Annotated in this window: 15 protein-coding genes and 1 pseudogene; 8 read left to right on the forward strand and 8 right to left on the reverse strand. The window is 72.1% G+C overall.

Annotated features, from left to right (window positions below):
• Positions 1 to 11: 11 nt before the first annotated feature.
• Positions 12 to 1859 (reverse strand): dihydroxy-acid dehydratase, encoded by a 1848-nt coding sequence (gene ilvD / locus ACIBR0_RS16365; protein WP_396716333.1) that lies wholly within the window; start codon positions 1857 to 1859, stop codon positions 12 to 14.
• Positions 1860 to 1970: 111 nt separating this feature from the next.
• On the opposite strand from ilvD, the gene ACIBR0_RS16370 reads away from it, so the two are divergent.
• The 5 genes and pseudogenes from ACIBR0_RS16370 to serA all read left to right on the forward strand — a co-directional run bounded on the left by ACIBR0_RS16370 (position 1971) and on the right by serA (position 10087).
• Positions 1971 to 4391: a putative bifunctional diguanylate cyclase/phosphodiesterase gene (locus ACIBR0_RS16370; protein WP_396716335.1), complete on the forward strand. Its 2421-nt coding sequence runs from the start codon at positions 1971 to 1973 to the stop codon at positions 4389 to 4391.
• 179 nt (positions 4392 to 4570) lie between these two features.
• On the forward strand, positions 4571 to 6457 hold the full coding sequence (locus ACIBR0_RS16375) for an acetolactate synthase large subunit (RefSeq protein WP_396716337.1): 1887 nt from the start codon (positions 4571 to 4573) through the stop codon (positions 6455 to 6457).
• Entirely contained in the window at positions 6457 to 6972 is a 516-nt protein-coding gene (ilvN, locus tag ACIBR0_RS16380; RefSeq protein WP_357029636.1) for an acetolactate synthase small subunit, read from the forward strand. The genes ACIBR0_RS16375 and ilvN overlap by 1 nt, the downstream gene beginning before the upstream one ends.
• A gap of 37 nt (positions 6973 to 7009) precedes the next feature.
• Positions 7010 to 8041 (forward strand): annotated as a pseudogene (gene ilvC / locus ACIBR0_RS16385) (ketol-acid reductoisomerase); the annotation flags it as partial.
• Between the two features lie 447 nt (positions 8042 to 8488).
• The gene (gene serA, locus ACIBR0_RS16390) at positions 8489 to 10087 is read left to right on the forward strand and encodes a phosphoglycerate dehydrogenase (RefSeq protein WP_357029639.1); all 1599 of its coding nucleotides are present in this window, start codon (positions 8489 to 8491) and stop codon (positions 10085 to 10087) included.
• A gap of 60 nt (positions 10088 to 10147) precedes the next feature.
• Here the strand turns inward: serA and ACIBR0_RS16395 are convergent, their stop codons facing one another.
• Complete coding sequence (locus ACIBR0_RS16395) at positions 10148 to 10504, reverse strand: hypothetical protein (RefSeq protein ID WP_396716340.1); 357 nt, start codon at positions 10502 to 10504, stop codon at positions 10148 to 10150.
• A gap of 335 nt (positions 10505 to 10839) precedes the next feature.
• Positions 10840 to 11688, reverse strand: coding sequence for an FAD:protein FMN transferase (locus tag ACIBR0_RS16400; protein WP_396716342.1), 849 nt, complete (start codon positions 11686 to 11688; stop codon positions 10840 to 10842).
• Between the two features lie 218 nt (positions 11689 to 11906).
• Between ACIBR0_RS16400 and ACIBR0_RS16405 the strand changes: the two genes are divergently transcribed.
• Positions 11907 to 12938 (forward strand): 3-isopropylmalate dehydrogenase, encoded by a 1032-nt coding sequence (locus ACIBR0_RS16405; protein WP_396716344.1) that lies wholly within the window; start codon positions 11907 to 11909, stop codon positions 12936 to 12938.
• A gap of 265 nt (positions 12939 to 13203) precedes the next feature.
• Complete coding sequence (locus ACIBR0_RS16410; protein WP_396716346.1) at positions 13204 to 14301, forward strand: branched-chain amino acid aminotransferase; 1098 nt, start codon at positions 13204 to 13206, stop codon at positions 14299 to 14301.
• A 52-nt stretch (positions 14302 to 14353) separates the two neighbouring features.
• Here the strand turns inward: ACIBR0_RS16410 and ACIBR0_RS16415 are convergent, their stop codons facing one another.
• From ACIBR0_RS16415 to ACIBR0_RS16430, 4 genes are all read right to left on the reverse strand, one after another.
• Complete coding sequence (locus ACIBR0_RS16415) at positions 14354 to 15097, reverse strand: tyrosine-protein phosphatase (RefSeq protein ID WP_396716348.1); 744 nt, start codon at positions 15095 to 15097, stop codon at positions 14354 to 14356.
• 60 nt (positions 15098 to 15157) lie between these two features.
• Entirely contained in the window at positions 15158 to 15616 is a 459-nt protein-coding gene (locus tag ACIBR0_RS16420; RefSeq protein ID WP_357029659.1) for a PRC-barrel domain-containing protein, read from the reverse strand.
• A 97-nt stretch (positions 15617 to 15713) separates the two neighbouring features.
• On the reverse strand, positions 15714 to 16244 hold the full coding sequence (locus ACIBR0_RS16425) for a carboxymuconolactone decarboxylase family protein (protein ID WP_396716351.1): 531 nt from the start codon (positions 16242 to 16244) through the stop codon (positions 15714 to 15716).
• A 1-nt stretch (position 16245) separates the two neighbouring features.
• Positions 16246 to 16806, reverse strand: coding sequence for a peroxiredoxin (locus ACIBR0_RS16430; protein ID WP_396716353.1), 561 nt, complete (start codon positions 16804 to 16806; stop codon positions 16246 to 16248).
• A 346-nt stretch (positions 16807 to 17152) separates the two neighbouring features.
• Between ACIBR0_RS16430 and cimA the strand changes: the two genes are divergently transcribed.
• Positions 17153 to 18736 carry a citramalate synthase gene (cimA, locus tag ACIBR0_RS16435; RefSeq protein ID WP_357029668.1) on the forward strand — a complete coding sequence of 528 codons (1584 nt, stop codon included), beginning with the start codon at positions 17153 to 17155 and terminating at the stop codon, positions 18734 to 18736.
• Positions 18737 to 18766: 30 nt separating this feature from the next.
• Here the strand turns inward: cimA and ACIBR0_RS16440 are convergent, their stop codons facing one another.
• Positions 18767 to 19759 carry an endonuclease/exonuclease/phosphatase family protein gene (locus ACIBR0_RS16440; RefSeq protein WP_396716355.1) on the reverse strand — a complete coding sequence of 331 codons (993 nt, stop codon included), beginning with the start codon at positions 19757 to 19759 and terminating at the stop codon, positions 18767 to 18769.
• Between the last annotated feature and the right edge of the window lie 314 nt (positions 19760 to 20073).

Raw genomic sequence — 20073 nt, forward strand, 5'->3', positions numbered from 1 at the left:
GGCCCTTCCTTTCACTCGGGGACGCGGCGGTAGGCGCCGTCGCTGGCCGAGGTCGCCATCGACGCGTACGCGCGCAGCGCCGCCGACACCGGCCGCTGCCGGCCGACCGGGGTGTACGGGCGGTCCCGCTTCTCCTCGGCCACCCGTCGCGCCTCCAACTCGTCCGACGGCACGTTCAGCTCGATGGACCGGCCCGGGATGTCGATGGCGATCTCGTCGCCGTCGCGGACCAGGGCGATCAGCCCACCGGAGGCCGCCTCGGGTGAGACGTGCCCGATGGACAGCCCGGAGGTGCCGCCGGAGAACCGGCCGTCGGTGAGCAGCGCGCAGGCCCGGCCCAGGCCCCGGCCCTTGAGGAACGAGGTGGGGTAGAGCATCTCCTGCATGCCCGGCCCGCCCTTCGGGCCCTCGTACCGGATCACGACCACGTCACCGGCGACGATCCGCTTGTTGAGGATGGCCTCGACCGCGTCGTCCTGCGACTCGAACACCTTGGCCGGGCCGCGGAACGTCAGGCACTCCTCGGGCACCCCGGCGGTCTTGACGACGCAGCCCTCCGGCGCCAGGTTGCCGTGCAGGATGGCCAGGCCGCCGTCGGCGCTGTACGCGTGGTCGAGGTCCCGGATGCAACCCTCCGCCGCGTCGGTGTCCAACGACGACCAGCGGTTGGTGGTGGAGAACGGCTCGGTGGTGCGCACGCCCCCCGGCGCGGCGTGGAACAGCTCCAGCGCCTCCGGCCTCGGTGACCCGCCCCGGACGTCCCAGTCGGTGAGCCACTGCGCGAGCGAGGGGGAATGCACGCTGTGCACCTGCCGGTGCAGCAGGCCGGCCCGGTCCAGCTCGCCGAGGATGGCGGGGATTCCGCCGGCCCGGTGCACGTCCTCCATGTGGTACTGCGGGGAGTTCGGCGCGACCTTGGCCAGGCAGGGCACCCGGCGCGAGATCGCGTCGATGTCGGCGACGGAGAAGTCCATCTCCGCCTCCCGGGCGGCGGCGAGCAGGTGCAGGATCGTGTTGGTCGACCCGCCCATCGCCACGTCCAGGGCGACCGCGTTCTCGAACGCGGCCCGGCTGGCGACCGCGCGGGGCAGCACCGAAGCGTCGTCACCGTCGTACCACCGCTTGGCGATCTCCACGACGGTGCGGCCGGCCTCGAGGAAGAGCGACCGGCGCGCGGCGTGGGTGGCCAGCGTGGAGCCGTTGCCGGGCAGCGCGAGCCCGATGGCCTCGGTGAGGCAGTTCATCGAGTTGGCGGTGAACATGCCGGAGCAGGAGCCGCAGGTCGGGCAGGCCGAGCGCTCGATCTCGCCGAGCTGGTCGTCGGTGACCGCCTCGTTGGACGAGGCGATCATCGCGTCGATCAGGTCGATCTTGGAGTGGACGATCCCCTCGATCGCCACCGTCTTGCCGGCCTCCATCGGGCCGCCGGAGACGAAGACGGTGGGGATGTTGAGCCGGAGCGCGGCCAGCAGCATCCCGGGGGTGATCTTGTCGCAGTTCGAGATGCAGACCAGGGCGTCCGCGCAGTGCGCGTTGACCATGTACTCCACCGCGTCGGCGATCAGCTCCCGGCTCGGCAGGGAGTAGAGCATGCCGCCGTGGCCCATCGCGATGCCGTCGTCCACGGCGATGGTGTTGAACTCCCGACCCACCCCGCCGGCCTCGGCCACCGCGCCGGCGACCAGGCCGCCCATGTCCTTGAGGTGTACGTGGCCGGGGACGAACTGGGTGAAACTGTTGGCGATGGCGACGATCGGCTTGCCGAAATCGTCGTCGGTCATCCCGGTGGCCCGCCAGAGGGCCCGGGCGCCGGCCATCGTCCGACCGTGCGTGGAGGTCTTCGACCGCAGCTCAGGCATGCCTACCAGTCTTGCACCGCCACCGCGCCACCCGGCGGGTGTGCGGGCCGTGTCCCAACAGTTGCACACCCGGCCCCCCATGACGGGCACGCATCCGGCACAGTTGAGGACGTGCACGCATCCCCGGGCATGGTCACCGTCGCGGTGCTGAGCGGCCTCGTCGCCGTCTGCGCCACGCTGCTGCTGGCCGTCGGCGCCCGGCGACGCGCTCCGCAGCACCGGCCGGCGTACCTGCTCCTCGCCGTCGCCGGCGGCTTCGCGCTGGCGAGCCTGCTGGTCGGCGTCGTCGTGGCGCTGGGTGCCGCCGGGCACGGGAGCCACACGCCCCGGACGGGCTGGGCCTCGGTCGTCGCGGTCGGGGTCGCGGTGAGTGGGCTGCTGTTCTGCGCCGGCCTGCTCCGGCTGCCCGGCGTGGCCCCGACGGCGGGTGCGGCCCTCCGGCTCGGTCTCGACGGGCTGATCATGGCGACCGCGCTGTGGTTCGTCGGCTGGGTGCTCTTCTCGCGGCCGACCCGGCTGCTCGGCGAGTCCACCCCGGTGGCGTGCCAGCCGATCCTGCTCGCGACGGTCGCCTCGGCCCTGACCGCCGGCCTCGCCATGATCGTGGTGTTCCGCGCTCCGCCGCCCCGGCACCGCCTTGCCGCGCTCGCCGCCGGCGCCGCCGGCGTGACCTTCGGCGGTCTCGGCGTCGCGGCCGGCCTGTGTCAGGCCGGCTCCGGTGTCGCGTTGGCCGGTGCTGCCGTGGTCTCCGCCGGCCTCCTGGCCGCCGCGCTCGCGAACTGGTACCTCGAGGCGCCGTGCCAGCTCGACGTCGACGTGATCCGCCGCGACGGCGAGTACGCCGTGGTCCCGATGTTCGCCATGGCCGCCTCGGCGATGTACCACCTCGTCCAGGACGGCCGCTTCGGCGCGCTGGGGATCGTCGCCGGCAGCGTCGAGGGCTTCGCGCTGGTGGCCCGGCAGTACCTGACGCTGCACGACGTCCGGAAGTACGCCAGCCGGCTGGCCGAGCGCGAGGCGCACTTCCGGGAGCTGGCGCACACCGACCCGCTGACCGGGCTGGCCAACCGCCGGGGGCTGCTGCGCGCGCTGCACCGGTGCGCGGAGACGGGCACCAACTGCGTCCTGCTCAGCCTCGACCTGGACGGCTTCAAGAACGTCAACGACATGCGCGGGCACGACGTCGGCGACGCGGTGCTGGCGGAGGTGGGGCGGCGGCTGCGGGGCAACCTGCGCCCCGGCGACGTGGCGGCCCGGCTCGGCGGGGACGAGTTCGCGGTGCTGATGCACGGCCGGCAGTCCGAGGCGGATCGGGTCGGCGAGCGGCTGCTCGGTGTCCTGCACGGCGCGTACGACCAGCCGGAGGGGCCGGTCTTCCTCTCGGTGAGCATCGGCACCGCCGGGTGGGCCGGCGAGCCCGACGTGGAGCTGCTGCTGCGCCACGCCGACCTGGCGCTGCGCTACGCCAAGCAGCGCGGCAAGAACCGGATCGAGCGCTACGACGCCGCGTACGACCAGCTGCTGCGGCGGCGTACCGTCGTCGAGCACGAGCTGCGCGGCGCGATCGAGCGCGGCGAGTTGCGGCTGGCGTTCCAGCCGGTGGCCTCGCTGCCGTCGGTACGCCCCGTCGGCGCCGAGGCGCTGCTGCGCTGGCACCACCCGCAGCTGGGCAACGTCCGTCCCGACGAGTTCATCCCGCTCGCCGAGGAGTGCGGGATGATCGCCCAGCTCGGTGCGTGGGTCCTGCACGAGGCCTGCTACCAGCTGTCCCGCTGGCTCGCCGACGGCCACGACGTCTGGGTGTCGGTCAACGTGTCTCCGCGTGAACTGCACGCCCCGGAGTACGTCGTCCAGGTGGCCGACGCCCTGCGCGCCCACCACGTGCCCCCGCAGCGGCTGGTGCTGGAGGTGACCGAGCACGCCGTCGCCACCGACCTCGACGAGCTGATCCGGCGGCTGACCGCGCTGCGGCTGACCGGCGTACGGATCGCCCTGGACGACTTCGGCGCCGGCTACTCGTCCCTGGGGCAGCTCCGCCGCCTGCCGATCGACATCCTGAAGATCGACCACAGTCTGGTCGCCGAGCACGAGCCGGTCCGACCGGTGGGCCGGGACGGGCCCGCCTTCGCCCCGATGGTCGACGTCGTCATGCGCCTCGGTCACCAGCTCGGGCTGGAGGTCATCGCCGAGGGGGTGACCACCCCCACCGAGCTGGCCGCGGTGGTGGCCGCCGGGTGTCGCTTCGGGCAGGGCGCGCTCTTCGGCTGGGGGGTGCCCGCCGAGCACCTGGAGGCGATGCTGGAGGCCGCCACGTCGCCCGGAGCCCGTCCGGCGCCGGTGTCCGCGCCCCCGGCGGTACCGCCCCCCGCGGTGCCCCGTCGACTGCCGGCGGTGCCCGCCCCCCGTCGCCCCGAGAGCGGGTCCGAGCAGGTCGATGAGGGTGCGCCGGCTCCCCGAACGGGTGAATACGGAAGATCCGTTAACCAACATGTGGGATCAGTTGACTCATCGCATGAGATGCGTCAGGCTTGACCGCATGTCGTACCGGTCTCTGCGAGTACTTACCTGAGCGCGCTCTCCCCCGTCGAGAGTGCGCTGGCCCCGTGCATCCTGCACGAGGGCTTTTTTGTTGCCGTCGGACCAGATCGACGCCGGCCCGCCCGCGTCGGACCCCCAAGCCACACCCACTCCAGCCGAAGGCCTGAAACGCCATGACGAGACCCACGCCCGAGACACTCGCCCACTCCGCCCGGCGGAACCGCGCGACCGCCGAGCCGGCGACCGACGCCGACCACGCCGGCACCGCCCGCGCCGCGGCCACCCCGGCCGTTCCCGCGGTACGCACACCCGTCCCGGCCCAGGTCAGCGGGGCCGGCTCGCTCGTGCGGTCCCTCGAGGCGCTCGGCGTCGAGGTCGTCTTCGGCATCCCGGGTGGCGCGATCCTGCCGGCGTACGACCCGCTCTACGACTCGTCGGTCCGGCACATCCTGGTGCGGCACGAGCAGGGCGCCGGGCACGCCGCGACCGGCTACGCCCAGGCCACCGGCCGGGTCGGAGTCTGCATCGCCACGTCCGGCCCGGGGGCCACCAACCTGGTCACGCCGATCGCCGACGCGTACATGGACTCGGTGGCGATGGTGGCGATCACCGGTCAGGTCGCGCGGCCCTCGATCGGCACGGACGCCTTCCAGGAGGCGGACATCCAGGGCATCACCCTGCCCATCACCAAGCACAACTTCCTCGTGCAGAGCCCCGAGGAGATCCCGCGCGTGCTGGCCGAGGCGTTCCACCTGGCCAGCACCGGACGGCCCGGCCCGGTCCTGGTGGACATCCCGAAGGACGTCCTCCAGGCGTCCACCACGTTCGCCTGGCCGCCGACGCTGGACCTGCCCGGCTACCGGCCGACGCTGCACCCGCACGGCAAACAGATCCGCGAGGCCGCCCGGCTGATGACCTCCGCCCGCCGCCCGGTGCTGTACGTGGGCGGCGGCGTGCTCAAGGCCGGCGCCACCGATGGGCTGCGCAAGCTGGCCGAGCTGACCGGCATCCCGGTGGTCACCACGCTGATGGCGCTCGGCGCGTTCCCCGACTCGCACGAGCAGCACCTCGGCATGCCCGGCATGCACGGCACGGTCGCCGCGGTGTACGGCCTCCAGAAGGCCGACCTGATCGTGGCCCTGGGCGCCCGTTTCGATGACCGGGTGACCGGCAAGCTGGACTCGTTCGCCCCGGACGCCACGGTCGTGCACGCCGACATCGACCCGGCCGAGATCGGAAAGAACCGGCACGCCGACGTCCCGATCGTGGGCGACGCCCGGCACGTCATCGACGAGCTGATCGCGGCGATGACGGTGGAGCACGCGGCGGGCCGGTCCGCCGACCTGTCCGACTGGTGGACGCAGCTGCGCGACCTGCGGGAGCGGTACCCGCTCGGCTACGACGAGCCGGACGACGGCACCCTCTCGCCGCAGTACGTGATCAAGCGGCTGGGCGAGATCGCCGGCCCGGACGCGATCTACGTCGCGGGCGTGGGCCAGCACCAGATGTGGGCCTCGCAGTTCATCTCGTACGAGAAGCCGTACAGCTGGTTGAACTCCGGCGGCCTCGGCACGATGGGCTACGCGGTGCCCGCGGCGATGGGCGCCAAGGTCGGCAAGCCGGACACGGTGGTGTGGGCGGTGGACGGCGATGGCTGCTTCCAGATGACCAACCAGGAGCTGGCGACCTGCGCGCTGGAGGGCATCCCGGTCAAGATCGCCGTGATCAACAACGGCAACCTCGGCATGGTGCGGCAGTGGCAGACGCTCTTCTACAACGAGCGCTACTCGAACACCGAGCTGGGCACCCACAAGCACCGCATCCCCGACTTCGTGAAACTGGCCGAGGCCCTCGGCTGCGTCGGCCTGCGATGCGAGAACGCCGCGGACGTCGACAAGACGATCGAGGCGGCGATGGCGATCAACGACGCGCCGGTGGTCATCGACTTCGTGGTCGGCAAGGACGCCATGGTGTGGCCGATGGTCGCCGCCGGCACCAGCAACGACGAGATCATGTTCGCCCGCGGCGTCCGCCCGGTCTTCGACGAGGATGACATCTGATGACCATGCACACCCTGTCCGTGCTGGTGGAGAACAAGCCGGGTGTCCTGGCTCGCGTCTCCGGCCTGTTCTCCCGGCGCGGCTTCAACATCGACAGCCTCGCGGTCGGTGAGACGGAGAACCCGGACGTCTCCCGGATCACCATCGTGGTCAACGCCGAGTCCTCCCCGCTGGAGCAGGTGACCAAGCAGCTCAACAAGCTGGTGAACGTACTCAAGATCGTGGAGCTGGACCCCCAGGTGTCGGTCGCCCGGGAGCTGCTGCTGGTCAAGGTCCGCGCGGACCGCGCGGCCCGCGGCCAGGTGCTGGAGACGGTCAACCTCTTCCGGGCCCGGGTGGTCGACGTCGCGCCGGACACGCTGACCGTCGAGGCCACCGGCACCCCCGACAAGCTCGACGCGCTGCTGCGCGACCTCGAACCGTTCGGCATCAAGGAAATGGTCCAGTCCGGGCAGGTGGCGATCGGGCGCGGCTCGCGTTCCATCACCGCCGGTCCCGCGCTGCGCGCCGCCTGACCCAGCACCACAGACCACGACGGGCCGACGGGCACCGCCGTACGAAAGGGAAACCATGAGCGTTGAGGTGTACTACGACGACGACGCCGACCTGGGCCTGATCCAGGGCCGGAAGGTCGCCGTGATCGGCTACGGCAGCCAGGGCCACGCCCACGCGCTGTCGCTGCGTGACTCGGGCGTCGACGTGGTGATCGGCCTGCCGGAGGGCTCCAAGAGCCGGCCCAAGGCCGAGGAGCAGGGCCTGCGGGTGCTCACCCCGGCGGAGGCGGCGGCCGAGGCCGACGTGATCATGATCCTCGCCCCGGACACCGCCCAGCGCACCATCTACGCCGAGTCGATCGCGCCGAACCTGGCCCCCGGCAAGACGCTGTTCTTCGGCCACGGCTTCAACATCCGCTACGGCCTGATCAAGCCCCCGGCCGAGGTGGACGTGGCGATGGTCGCCCCCAAGGGGCCGGGTCACCTGGTCCGCCGGCAGTACGTCGACGGCAAGGGCGTGCCGTGCCTGGTCGCCGTCGAGCAGGACGCCAGCGGCAACGCCCTGGCTCTGGCCCTGTCGTACGCGAAGGGCATCGGTGGCACCCGGGCGGGCGCGATCCGGACCTCGTTCAAGGAGGAGACCGAGACCGACCTCTTCGGCGAGCAGGCCGTCCTCTGCGGCGGCGCGGCGGCGCTGGTGCAGACCGGCTTCGAGGTGCTCACCGAGGCGGGCTACGCCCCCGAGGTCGCGTACTTCGAGTGCCTGCACGAGCTGAAGCTCATCGTCGACCTCATGTACGAGGGCGGCATCGCGAAGATGCGCTACAGCATCTCCGACACCGCCGAGTACGGCGACCTCTCCCGGGGCCCGCGCGTCATCGACTCCCGGGTCAAGGAGGAGATGCGCAAGATCCTGGGCGAGATCCAGTCGGGCGAGTTCGCCCGGGAGTGGGTGGCCGAGGACGAGGCCGGGCGGCCCAACTTCGCCAAGTGGCAGGCCGAGGGCGCCGCGCACCCGATCGAGGAGACCGGCGCGAAGCTGCGCGGCATGATGAGCTGGGTGGACCGCCCGATCACCGAGACCGCCTGACCTGGCGCACGGTCCGACCGCCGGCGGGCTTCGTTCCCGGCGTGTGGTCGGCCGGCGGTCCGGTGTCGACGTTCTCCCCGACGTCGACGCCGGACCGCCGGTCGCGCCACCCGGGCCGGATTCGCCCTCCCGAGCTACCGCATGATCCACTCGGCGTCATTGAAGTCGGCCCCTTCCCGAGCCAGGACACCCCGACTTCAGCGAGGCCGAGTGGATCATGCTGTTTCGACCCCGCCCCACGACCTCGTGAACGATCGTTAATCCGCACGTCACGCGCCGTTTGTGAGGGCACTCACCCCGGTGTCCGGGACATGTCGTCCGGCCCGCCCCCTACGATCCCAGATAGGTGCGCAGCCGGCACCTGACGGCCATGGCACGGACCAGCGCGGGGCGCAGCGCCGCCTCCCGCCGCCCCGCCGCCCGCTCTGACGACATCTACGAGGACCAATGAATCCTGTCGTACTGATCGCCGAAGAACTCGCTCCCGCCGCCATCGAGGTGCTCGCCCACGACTTCGACGTCCGTCACGTCGACGGCACCGACCGCCCGGCCCTGCTCTCCGCGCTCTCCGAGGCCGACGCCGTCATCGTCCGCAGCGCCACCCAGATCGACGCCGAGGCGATCGCCGCCGCGCCGCGCCTGAAGGTGGTCGCCCGCGCCGGCGTCGGTCTGGACAACGTCGAGGTGCCGGCCGCCACCGCGCGGGGCGTCATGGTCGTCAACGCCCCCACCTCGAACATCGTCTCCGCCGCCGAGCAGGCCCTCGCACTGCTGCTCGCCGTGGCCCGCAACACCGCCAGCGCCAGCGCGGCGCTGAAGGCGGGGGAGTGGAAGCGGTCGAAGTACACCGGCGTGGAGATCCAGGGCAAGACGGTGGGCGTGGTCGGCCTCGGCCGCATCGGCGTGCTGTTCGCGCAGCGGATCGCGGCCTTCGGCACCCGGCTCATCGCGTACGACCCCTACATCCAGCCGGCCCGCGCGGCCCAGCTCGGCGTGCGCCTGGTCGGCCTGGAGGAGCTGCTGCGGGAGAGCGACTTCATCTCCATCCACCTCCCGAAGACCCCGGAGACCGTGGGCCTGATCGGTGAGAAGGAGCTGGCGATCGTCAAGCCCGGCGTGCGGATCGTCAACGCCGCCCGCGGCGGGCTGGTGGACGAGCAGGCCCTCGCGGACGCGATCGCCGAGGGCCGGGTCGCCGGCGCCGGCGTGGACGTCTACGCCAAGGAGCCGTGCACCTCGTCGCCCCTGTTCGCCTTCGACAACGTGGTGGCGACCCCGCACCTGGGCGCCTCTACGGGCGAGGCGCAGGACAAGGCCGGCCTGGCCGTCGCCAAGAGCGTCAAGCTCGCGCTCCAGGGCGAGTTCGTGCCGGACGCGGTCAACGTGCAGGCCGGCGGCGTCGTCGCCGAGGACGTCCGGCCGCTGCTGCCGCTGGCCGAGAAACTGGGCCGCGCCTTCACGGCCGTCGCCGGCGGCGTCGCCGCCAGCGTCGTCGTGGACGTGCGCGGTGAGGTCGTCGACCACGACGTCTCGGTGCTCAAGCTCGCCGCCACCAAGGGCCTGTTCAGCTCCGTCGTGGAGGAGCAGGTCACCTACGTCAACGCGCCGCACCTGGCCGCGGAGCGCGGCGTCGAGGTCACGCTGGCCACCCAGACCGAGACGGTCGACCACCCGAACCTGGTGACCATCCGGGGCGCGCTGCCCGACGGCCGTACGGTCAGCGTCTCCGGCACCGTCACCACCGCCGGCACCCGCGACGTCCTCAAGCTCACCGAGGTGGACGGCTTCGACGTCGAGATCGGCGCGGAGGGCATCCTGGTCTTCCTGCGCTACGTCGACCGGCCCGGCGTCGTCGGCACCGTCGGCACGCTGCTCGGCGAGGCCGGCATCAACATCGCCGCGATGCAGGTGGCCCGCCGGGAGGCCGGCGGCGAGACCCTGATGACCCTCACGGTCGACCAGGCGCTCGGCGCCGACCTGCTCACCTCGGCAGCGGACTCGATCGGCGCGGTCGCCGCCAGCGCCGCGGACCTCCGCGACGAGTAGGCACGTACGACAGCGGGGGCCCGGCGATCCGCCGGGCCCCTTCGTCGTACGCGGGGGTCGTCAGCCGGGCAGGCGCGCCGGCGGCGGGTAGACCGAACCGTCCTGGGCGTCGAAGAGCATCAGCCCGTTCTCCCCGGCCAGGCGCTCGATGTCGAGCAGCACCTGGTCCTCGCAGGTCGGGTGCAGGTTCAGCTCGACGTGGTCGTTGGCCGCGTGCAGCGGTGTGACGGCCCACGGGGTGTCCGCCCCCGGGTGCCGGTCCGGGTAGGACGCGGTGATCGCCCGGTAGAACCGCACCACCCGTGGGTCGGGGTAGCGGTCGACGTGCTGTCCCTGCCGGCACCGCTCCACCGCTGCCCGTACGTCCTCGGGCGTCGCCCCGTCCGCCAGGGCCCACACGCTCAGATCGAAACTCACGGCGGACAGAGTGCCATTCGTCGTTCACCGGTACGCAACTGCCCCGCCGCAGGCCAACCGGTCGGATGAGCCGATCCTGGCCGGACGGTCCGGAGTGGAGACTCTTGCGTCGAGTTGCGTCGATTCGCTAGCGTACCCGTGCGGTCACTGGCCGAGTTCGCGACATGGACCCGTCTTCGGGTGACGAGGTCGATGCCGCGACCCGACCGGCCCGCACCCCTCGATTGCGCGAGCCACGCGCACTCGACGCTGGCCGGCCCCCACGGTCGTTGCCGAGACCGTGGGGGCCGATCGCGGCCCGGAGGTGGTCTCGCTCGCTTCTCCCGACAGCGGTGTCAGCGCCGGTGGGCGAAGAGCGCACGGTAGTCGGACCCGTTGCGGAACCACGCCAGCCCGGTCGGGCCGGCGGCGTAGAGAGCGGTCGCGTACGCGTCGGCGACCGAGAGGTCCGGGCCGACGACCGTCGCGGCGACCAACTGGTCGGCGGGCTCCCCGGTGTGCGGATCCACCACGTGTCCCTGCCGGCCGGTCACGCCCGAGGTGCCGACCGCGCCCGCCGTCATCTCCAGCACCAGTGGTGCGCGCCGCCGGTCGGTGGGGTGGTGCACGGCCACCCGCCACGGGCCGCCGTGCGCCGCGTGCCCGCGTACGACGAGGTCCGCTCCGGTGAGCACGGCGTAGTCGTGGATGCCGGCGGCGCGCAACCGGGCCGCGGCCCGCTCCACCGCCCACCCGCCGAGCAGGCCGCCCGGGTCGAAGCCGCCGGGGACCGCCCACGCGTCGAACCAGCCGTCGGTGGCCGCCCGCATCGCGGCGCAGCGGTCCACGAGATCGGTCAGGGGCGGGTACGACTCGGGGCTGATCTCCCCCCGGCGCAGCCGGGAGACCAGGCTCTCCGGCCGGGCCGGCCCGTAGGTCAGGTCGATGGCGCGCAGCTCCGCGACGGCGTCCCGCAGCGCCTCGCCGACACCCCGGCGGCCCAGCCACCCGGGAGCGTTGAGCAGCAGCGAGTACTCGGCGGTGGCGGTGCGCACGCTGTGCTGCACGGCGATCCGGTCCCCGGCGACGACGCCGGACCGGTCGACGCGGTGACGCAGGGCGCCGAGCCGCAGGTCCGCCCGCCAGCCCTGCCGGAATGCCGTCGGGTCCACCCACCGGGTCCGTGGCTGCTCGTCGATCCGCATCGCACTGCTCCTCACCCGAGCGGTCCCGCTGTCGTCGCGTCGCCGCACACGGGCCCCCGTGACCCGCTGGCCATCACCCTAGGCAGGGCACATGACCACACCATGAATGTCACCTGGGAGGCTCCTGTGCATCCGGGTTTCCCGTATTGTGGAACCGCCGTACCGGGAGGCGGGACGGGAGCGTACCGTCGGGCGGACGGCCGGACGAAGGAGCAGACGTGGCACGGATCGCGGTGGTGGCCGGGGACGGTATCGGCCCCGAGGTGGTCGCGCAGGCCCGCAAGGTCGTCGACGCCGTGCTTCCCGGGGTCGAGGCCACCGAGTACGACCTCGGCGCGGCACGCTACCACCGCACCGGCGAGGTCCTGCCGGACTCGGTGCTGGAGGAGCTGGCCGGGCACGACGCCATCCTGCTCGGCGCCGTCGGCGACCCGACCGTCCCGCCGGGCGTGCTGGAGCGCGGGCTGCTGCTCAAGCTGCGCTTCGCCTTCGACCAGTACGTGAACCTCCGGCCGTCGCGCCTCTGGCCCGGCACGGCCGGCCCGTTGGGCGGCGTCAAGCCCGGCGAGGTGGACCTGGTGGTCGTCCGCGAGGGCACCGAGGGCCTGTACGCGGGCGCCGGCGGCAGCCTGCACCGGGGCACCCCGGCCGAGATCGCCACCGAGGAGAGCCTGAACACCCGGCACGGGGTGGAGCGGGTGATCCGCGACGCGTTCGCGCGGGCGCGGCGCCGGGAGCGGCGCAAGGTCACCCTGGTGCACAAGACCAACGTGCTGACCCACGCCGGGTCCCTGTGGGCCCGCACCTTCGACGCGGTGGCCGCCGAGAACCCCGACGTGTCCACGGAGTACCAGCACGTCGACGCCGCCGCGATGTTCCTGGTGACCCAGCCGCAGCGCTACGACGTGGTGGTCACCGACAACCTCTTCGGCGACATCCTCACCGACATCGCCGCCGCCGTCACCGGCGGCATCGGGCTCGCGGCCAGCGGCAGCATCAACCCCGACGGGACGTACCCGTCCATGTTCGAGCCCGTCCACGGTTCCGCACCGGACATCGCCGGGCGGGGCCTGGCCGATCCGGTCGCCGCCGTGCTCTCCGCCGCCCTCCTGCTCGACCAGCTCGGCCACGCCGACGCCGCCGCCCGCATCACCGCCGCCGTCGGCACCGAGCTGGCCGGCCGCGTAGCGGGCGTACCGGTACGCACCGAGGAGGTCGGGGACCGGCTGGCCGCACACGCCACCGTCTAGACCCGCCGCCGGCCGACCCGGCCGGTGCGGTCGCCGGCCGCACCCGGCCGGCGACCCCCTCCCGACCCGAACCGACCCGGTCCGGTCACCCCGGCCCACCGGCGCCTGTCCCGATCACGGGGAGTGCGCGGCGGACCACCCCCGCTCCGGCACCGCGAGCGCGCCGGAGCGGCGCTACCCGCTGAACGACCGTTCGGGGTAAGTTTCTCGCACCCTACTTCTCGGCATGCGGACCCGTGTGCCGTCTCTCGCAGGAGGTCAGCGCATGAGCGGTGGTGACAAGCTCGATTTCGAGATCCGTCCGAATCCCGCGGCGGTATCCGCCGCCGAACGGGCCGCCCTGCTGGCCAACCCGGGCTTCGGGCGGGTCTTCACCGACCACATGGTCACCGTCCGCTACGCCGACGGTAAGGGCTGGTACGACGCCCGGGTCGAGGCGCGCGCGCCCATCCCGATGGACCCGGCGGCGGCTGTCCTGCACTACGCGCAGGAGATCTTCGAGGGGATGAAGGCGTACCGCACCGCCGACGGTGGGGTCACCATGTTCCGGCCGGACGCGAACGCCGCCCGGTTCGCCGACTCGGCCCGTCGGATGGCGATGCCCCCGCTGCCGGAGCAGACCTTCGTCGAGTCGCTGCACCGGCTCATCGAGATCGACCGCGAGTGGATTCCCGAGGGTGAGGACGGCAGCCTCTACCTGCGACCGTTCATGTTCGCCAGCGAGGTCTTCCTCGGTGTGCGGCCGGCCAACGAGTACCTGTACGTGGTGATCGCCTCGCCGGCCGGGGCGTACTTCGCCGGCGGGGTCAAGCCGGTCACGGTCTGGGTCTCGCCGGACTACACCCGCGCCGCGCCGGGCGGCACCGGTGCGGCCAAGTGCGGCGGCAACTACGCCGCGTCGCTGGCGGCCCAGGCCGAGGCGATCGAGAACGGCTGTGACCAGGTGGTCTTCCTGGACGCCGTCGAGCGGCGCTTCGTCGACGAGCTGGGCGGCATGAACGTCTTCTTCGTCTACGACGACGACACCCTGGTCACCCCGCCGTTGACCGGCACCATCCTGCCCGGCATCACGCGGGAGTCGGTGTTGACCCTGGCCCGGGACGCGGGCCACCGGGTCGAGGAGCGGCCGGTCACCTTCGCCGACTGGCAGGCCGACGCGGCCAGCGGGCGGCTGCGCGAGGTGTTCGCGTGCGGCACCGCGGCGGTGGTTACGCCGATCGGCACGGTCCGCTTCCCCGACGGGGAGTTCCTCGTCGGTGGCGGTGAGCCGGGCCGCGTCACCATGGCCCTGCGCCAGCAGCTGGTCGACCTCCAGCGTGGCGAGGTCGCCGACCCGCACAACTGGGTCCACCGCGTCCTCTGAGATGTAAGGAAGGGCCCCTTCTTAACGCCAGGCGTTAAGAAGGGGCCCTTCCTTACACACGCTCCAGCAGGTGCTCGCGGAGGGCGGTGAGCTGGGCGTCGGTGACGCCGGCGTGGCGGAGGTAGTCCTCCACCGAGCCGTGGCCCTCGCGGAGTTCGGCGAGGAACAGGAGCATCGCCTGCTCCGGGCAGGTGAGCGGGGGCAGGCCCGGGCGCATCTGCTGGCCGGTGGAGGCGAACCACGCCATGAACCGTTCGCCCGCCTCGGTGCTCAGCGCGTAGTCGGCGGCGATGTCCTCGTCCGGGACGCCCAGCACGGCGAGGGTGAGGCCGCAGACGATGCCGGTGCGGTCCTTGCCGGCGACGCAGTGTACGACGACCGGGGCGTTCGCCGAGTCGGCGATCAGCCCGATCGCCTCGGCCAGCCCGGCGGTCCCGGTCGCGGCGAGGTCGGCGTACCGGTCGGCGAGGTAGCGGGCCAGGTCGGCGCCGGGCTCGTACGGGCGCTCGTGCCACTCGGCGTGCTCCGGGTGGATGTTGCGCCAGGTCAACCCGGCGAAGTCGGGAACCCGGCCGTCCCGCTCGACCTCGTAGGGGCGGCGCAGGTCGATCACGGTCCGTACGTCGAGGGCGGCGAACGCCTCCCGGTCGGTGTCGTCGATGCGGTGCAGGGAGTCGGAGCGGTAGAGCCGGCTCCGTCGCACCGTCCGGCCGTCGTGGCCGGTGTGGCCGCCGACGTCGCGGAAGTTGAACATCGCACTGAAGGGGATCCTGCGGTCCGTACCGATGGTGTCCACGTCGACACGGTAGCGGCCGGTGGGGCTTCCGCCCCACCGGCCACTGAACAGGATCAACCGTTACCTGGCGGTACCCGGCGGAATGGCCGAGTACGTCTCGCCGTAGTAACCACCGAGCTTGTCCCGGTAGGCCGGGTCGGTGTCGGCGGTCTCGTCGTACTCGGGCGCGGCCTTGATCTGGTCCTTGCTCCGGTCGACGTAGACCTTCCGCTCGTCGTGGTCGACGTGGTTGACGGTGCCGGCAGGGATCATGACCTTCTTGCCGAAGATCCACGGACCGGTGTCGACCACGAGGTAACTGGAGTTGACCTCGTGGCTGGCACTGTCCACCTTGCCGATGCCGCCGTCACTCGCCTCCACCTTGTAGCCCACCAGGTCGGCGCCGGTCACGCCGGCCTCGTCCCGGTAGCGCCACGGGTCGAAGGTGCCGCCGGGCACGTCGCCCGGGAAGGCTCCCTGTCCGCCGTGGACGAGCGGATCCGGCGTCCCGTGCGTCGTTCGAGGGTCGAGCCGCTCCATGGCGTTCACTCCCTTTCTCGACTTTCTCGGGGGATGTTGCCTGTCGTACGGTTCCTACCCCCCTGTGGCGATCGATACACGCCGACCAGGAGCGGAATCAGGCGAGCGCGGCCTCGGCGTCGAGGGTGACCGCGGCGGCGTGCACGACGGCGGCGATGCGCAGCCCCTCGTGCACCTGGTCGCGGCTGAAACCCGCGTTGCGCAGGGTCTTCTCGTGCGACTCCAGGCAGACACCGCAGCCGGTGATCGCCGAGACGGCGAGGCACCACAGCTCGAAGTCGGCCTTCTCGACGCCCGGTCGGGCGATGATCTGCATCCGCAGCCGAGCCGGGATCGACTGGTACTGTTCGTCCCCGATCAGGTGCTTCGCCCGGTAGTAGACGTTGTTCATCGCCATGATGGCGGCGGCGCCCTTGGCCGCCTCGACCGCCTCGGGTGTGAGGTGGCTGCCCGCCTCGTCGGCGATCTCCCTCAGCACGACCGCGTTGCGGGCCGCGACCGCGCAGGCCAGCGCGGTGCCCCAGGCCTGCTCCGGCTTGAGGGTCGACGTGCTGATGGTGGAGCCGAGGTTGAGCCGGATGTCCCTGGCGTACTCGGGCAGGGCCGCCTTGACCACGTCCAGACCCATGTCAGGCACCGGCGCCGGCGAGGAGGGAGTTGGCGTCGAGGGTCGCGCCGCCCTTGTTCCAGTTGCACGGGCACAGCTCGTCGGTCTGCAGGGCGTCGAGGACCCGCAGTACCTCGGAGACGTTGCGGCCGACCGAGCCGGCGGTCACCATGGCGAACTGGATCTCGTTGTCCGGGTCGACGATGAAGGTGGCCCGCTGGGCCACGCCGTCGGAGCCGAGCACGCCGCAGGCGGCGGTCAGCTCGCGCTTGATGTCGCTGAGCATCGGGAACGGCAGCTCCCGCAGGTCCGGGTGGTCCTTGCGCCACGCGTAGTGGACGAACTCGTTGTCCACCGACACCCCGAGGACCTGGGCGTCCCGGTCGGCGAACTCGCCGTTGAGCCGGCCGAACTCGGCGATCTCCGTCGGGCAGATGAAGGTGAAGTCCTTCGGCCAGAAGAAGACGACCCGCCACTTGCCCTCGTGGGACTTGTGGTTGATGGTCTCGAACGCCCGGTCGGCGTCGAGCGACACGCAGGCGGTGAGTTCGTACTCGGGGAAGCGGTCACCGACAGTGAGCACAGGTCCTCCTTGACAGCGGCACGAGGCCGGTAACTGGATCGGTTCCAGATGCTTCCGTAGGGGCGTTTCCGCCGATCAGCGGCCGGATGACTTGTGAAGTCGATCACCGGCGGCGTGTCGCGCCGGGGCGGGTCCGTCGGATCCGGTACGGACACCCTGCGTCACCGTCCCGGCATGTGGATTCTTCCTCCCAAAAGCGGGCCGGGGTGGCACAGTATCGATCGTGACCAGCACCGTCCTGATTATCGACAGCTAGCGCGCCGGCCCCTCCGCCGAGCGCGCAGACCTCCTGCATTCGCGGGGGGTCTTTTTGTTGCTCCCGACAGCCCGCGAAGAAGGGAACCCGATGACGTTCCAGGTGTACGACACGACCCTGCGTGACGGCGCGCAGCGCGAGGGGCTCAGCTACTCCGTGGTCGACAAGCTGGCGGTGGCTGCGCTGCTCGACGAGGTCGGTGTCGGCTTCATCGAGGGGGGCTGGCCGGGCGCGGTACCCAAGGACACCGAGTTCTTCCGGCGCGCGCGCACCGACCTCGCCCTGAAGCACGCCGTGCTGGTGGCGTTCGGGGCGACCCGCCGGGCCGGCGTCGCGGTCGCCGACGACCCCCAGGTGCGCGGATTGCTCGACGCGCGGACGCCGGCGATCGCCCTGGTCGCCAAGGCGGACCTGCGGCACGTCGAGCGGGCGCTGCGCACCTCCGCGGGCGAGAACCTGGCGATGATCCACGACACCGTCGCGCACCTGGTCGCCGAGGGACGCCGGGTGTTCGTCGACGGCGAGCACTTCTTCGACGGCTACCGGCACGACCCCGCGTACAGTTCGGCGGTCGTCGAGACCGCGCTCGCCGCGGGCGCCGAGCGTTTCGTGCTCTGCGACACCAACGGCGGCATGCTGCCCTCCTGGGTGACCGCCGCGATCGCCGACCTCACCGACCGGATCGGTGTCGCCCCCGAGCTCCTCGGCATCCACTGCCAGAACGACACCGCCTGCGCGGTGGCCAACACCATCGCCGCCGTCGAGGCCGGGGTTCGGCACGTGCAGGGCACCGCCAACGGGTACGGCGAGCGGCCCGGCAACGCCGACATCTTCGCCGTCGTCGCGAACCTCCAGCTCAAGCTCGGCATGCCGGTCCTACCGGACGGCTGCCTGGAACAGATGGTGCGGGTCTCCCACGCCATCGCCGAGATCGCCAACATCGCCCCCGACACCCACCAGGCCTACGTCGGGGCCGCGGCCTTCGCCCACAAGGCGGGCCTGCACGCGAGTGCGATCAAGGTGGATCCGCTGCTCTACAACCACGTGGAGCCCGAGGTGGTCGGCAACGACATGCGGATCCTCATCACCGAGATGGCCGGCCGGGCGAGTGTCGAGCTCAAGAGCCGCGAGCTGGGCCTGGACCTGGCCGGCCATCCGGAGACCTTGTCGAAGGTGACCAGCCGGGTCAAGGAGCTGGAGGCCGGCGGTTGGTCGTTCGAGGCGGCGGACGCCTCGTTCGAGCTGCTGGTCCGCTCCGAGCTGCCGGGTGCCGCCCTGACCCGGCCGTTCGCGCTGGAGTCGTACCGCGTGCAGGTCGAGCACCGGGAGGACGGCGCGGTGGTCTCCGAGGCCACGGTCAAGATCCGCGTACGGGGTGAGCGGGTCATCGCCACCGCCGAGGGGAACGGCCCGATCAACGCCCTGGACGAGGCGCTGCGGGTCGGGCTCGCGAAGCACTACCCCGAGCTGCGCGCCTTCGAGCTGGCCGACTACAAGGTCCGCATCCTGGAGGGCAGCCACGGCACGGGCGCGGTGACGCGGGTCCTGGTGGAGACCTCCGACGGCGCGGGCCGGGACTGGACGACCGTCGGGGTGCACCCGAACGTGGTGGAGGCGAGCTGGCACGCCCTGGTCGACGCCCTGACGTACGGCCTGGACCGGGCTCGGGTCTGACGTGTCGGAAGGGCTCTCCAGGGCCCTTCCTCACACCCCGGCCGGGAGGGTCAGCTCGGCGAGCACGGCGCGGTGGTCGCTGCCCTTCACGGCGTGCACGGAGACCGCGCGGACGGCGATCCGCCGGTCGACGAGCACGTGGTCGATGGTCACCGGCGGGATCGGGTCGCCGTCGTAGGGGCCCCACGTGCCGACCAGCCCCGCTCCCGCGGCGTCGGCCGCGTCGACGTAGCCGGTGTCCAGCAGGTCGCGCAGCGGCGTGTGGTCGAGGGTGGCGTTGAAGTCCCCGGCGAGGATCCGCAGCGGCCCGTCCGGGGTGGCCGGCGGCTGCGCCGCGAGGTCGGCGCGCCAGTGCCCGACCTGGTCGACCGCGTACGGCGCGGCGGGATGCGCCGACTCCACCCGCACCGGCGGGCCGTCCGGGACGGCCACCGTGCCGTACGCCTGGTCGAAGCCCCAGCCTCCCCGGTTGTGCCGCACCCCGCCGTCACCGATCGGGAAGCGGGCGTAGAGGCCCGAGCCGACGGTGCCGACCTGCGGGTGGAGCTGCCGGTGGGGGAGCAGCTCGGTCAGGCCGAGCCGGTCCAGCTCCGCCTGCGCGCCGGGGGTGAACTCCTGCACGGTGAGCACGTCGACCCGGTGCCGGCGGACGAGGTCGACCAGGGTCCGCGCATCGGCCGCCCCGGCGAGCAGATTGGCGGTCAGCAGCCGGACGGTGGGGCCGCTCGCGCCCGGTTGTGGCGAGGAGAGCGTCCGGGGCGCCACCAGGGCGACCAGCACGGCCGCGGTCACCGCCGCGACCGCCGCCGTCCACCGCCGCCGCAGGGCGACCGCCAGCACCAGCGGGACCAGGCTTCCCGCCGCGGCGTACGGGGTGAAGGCGAGCAACTGGACGCCGGGTCCCCGGTCGAGGCCGAGCAGTCGGGCGCCGGCCCAGACCACGGCCGGCGTGACCGCGAGCCAGCAGAGCGCCGTGGCGACCCGGCGGACGCGGCGGCGGTCCGGGCGGTGCTCGTCGATCATGACGGCGAGCCTAGCCGCCGCACCCAGCCGAGGGTGTCCCGCGCAGTTCATGAATGGTCCGGCGTTCGCCTTTCACAATTTTCCGGTCGCGTCGAAACGGTGCCGAAACGCGTGATCTACTATTGACGCCCAGCTTTTTACGATGCTAGTTTCCACGTGGTTGTGACGTCGCAACGCTGAGTAGTAATACCAGGTCAGAGTCCACTTAAAAAACGTTGAGCGGTCACGTATTCGAGGCGCGCCGAGGCGAGGTCGTCCCGTCGAATGTCGCTCGACGTCGCTAGGCCCAAAGAATGACGAAAGCCGTTTCGCAG

It is taken from the genome of Micromonospora sp. NPDC049497, assembly GCF_044465805.1.
Classification (GTDB): Bacteria; Actinomycetota; Actinomycetes; order Mycobacteriales; family Micromonosporaceae; genus Micromonospora.